General features: G+C 42.5%; 3 protein-coding genes. All 3 read left to right on the forward strand.

The window, feature by feature from the left end:
- The coding region (locus DW47_RS17530) for a T6SS immunity protein Tli4 family protein (RefSeq protein ID WP_029686964.1) at positions 1-447 on the forward strand (447 nt) is incomplete at its 5' end.
- Positions 448-600, forward strand: coding sequence for a hypothetical protein (locus tag DW47_RS17535; RefSeq protein WP_161606713.1), 153 nt, complete (start codon positions 448-450; stop codon positions 598-600).
- On the forward strand, positions 600-1,500 hold a 901-nt coding region (locus DW47_RS0113575), incomplete at its 3' end, for a T6SS immunity protein Tli4 family protein (RefSeq protein ID WP_038027600.1). The genes DW47_RS17535 and DW47_RS0113575, both read left to right, overlap by 1 nt.

A 1,500-nucleotide genomic window follows, 5' to 3' on the forward strand; every position in this document is an offset into this window, starting at 1 on the left:
ACAAATATGATATCGGAAGATAATATCGAGATTATTTATAATAACGATGATTTTGGTCTTATTATTAACACCAGCAATACACGTCGAAAAACTGAAACGCTGCTAGAACGAGGTGATGAAATCAATTCCGCTATCATCAGGATTGGGGCTCGCACTTTGAAAAAAGGGGTTGTGAAACTGCCGGGGATAAATGCGGAAGAGTGGTTAATAAAAAGCAAACAGGACATTTATCATCCGGAAGAGAAGATTGTTCCCGCCTACAGGTTCACTTTTTATGGCAATGAGAATGTCGCCGATTTAAATCATCCTGTATTTTCCGTCGAGTTGAATAATTCTGGTCTGGAAACGAAAAATTATACAGATTCACAACTGGTCGATATCTGGGACAGGATCACCAGAACGTTCAGGTATCGAACTGGCTCTGCTACTGGAAACACCAGGCAGTAGATGTATTTTTCCGGGATCCGCTCGCTGCTTGCTACTGACGTCGATCATAAAGGTGCCTATGCCGTCGGGGACGCCGGTAAGGAAAACGGCCTTTCTGTAGCGATGAAGTTCACGTTACGCTCAATTATCAAAATGGCCGGGGAGGTCGCCTGATGCGCGTAAGACATTTATGGATGGGTTTAATTGTTGTCGTATTTATTCTCTGTACAGTTTTCTGGTTACTCACCCGCCCGTGGCCGGTCGCCCCTTTAGCGGAAAAGGAAAAACAAATGACGGATAAGCTTTTTGAACAGACCAAACCCCAGTGTCTTGGTCGCTATCTTTTTGATGTTCCCGTTACATTTAATAATGCTGATGTGGGTCAGGTAAAGATTAATGAAATGAGAATTACCAGCAAGCGGTTGTCTCCTCCGGCGTTTGCGCAACGTATCCGGTTACGAGAACAGGAGTTAAAAAATAGTCCTACAGTTGACCCCGAGGACCAGCCTTTTCTGAAACAGGTGTACCGGATAAATGACAATACAGTGATTTTTGATCATAACATAAACGGCAGTGTTCCGGGGTTTGGTCGAATTCTTGAAGGTCATCTGTACAGTAACGGAGCGGCATTTATCATAACTACTCAGATCCGAGACTTGTCCGATCCAAAATATAAAAAGGACAAAGAGGATTACTTAAATAGTGGAACTGCTGAAAATGCACTAAATACTAAGCCTCAGAAGCTTGCAGAAATGCAAAGCCTGCTGTCAAGGTTGAAGGGAAGGAAGGGTGAGGAAGTCCCAACGCAGTCCGGCGTCTGTATACCAGAAGGTTTTATTACTGATACAAATATGATATCGGAAGATAATATCGAGATTATTTATAATAACGATGATTTTGGTCTTATTATTAACACCAGCAATACACGTCGAAAAACTGAAACTCTGCTAGAACGAGGTGATGAAATCAATTCCGTTATCATCAGGATTGGGGCTCGCACTTTGAAAAAAGGGGTTGTGAAACTGCCGGGGATAAATGCGGAAGAGTGGTTAATAAAAAGCAAACAGGACATTT

Origin of the sequence: Tatumella saanichensis, from assembly GCF_000439375.1 — a bacterium.
GTDB lineage: Bacteria > Pseudomonadota > Gammaproteobacteria > Enterobacterales > Enterobacteriaceae > Tatumella > Tatumella saanichensis.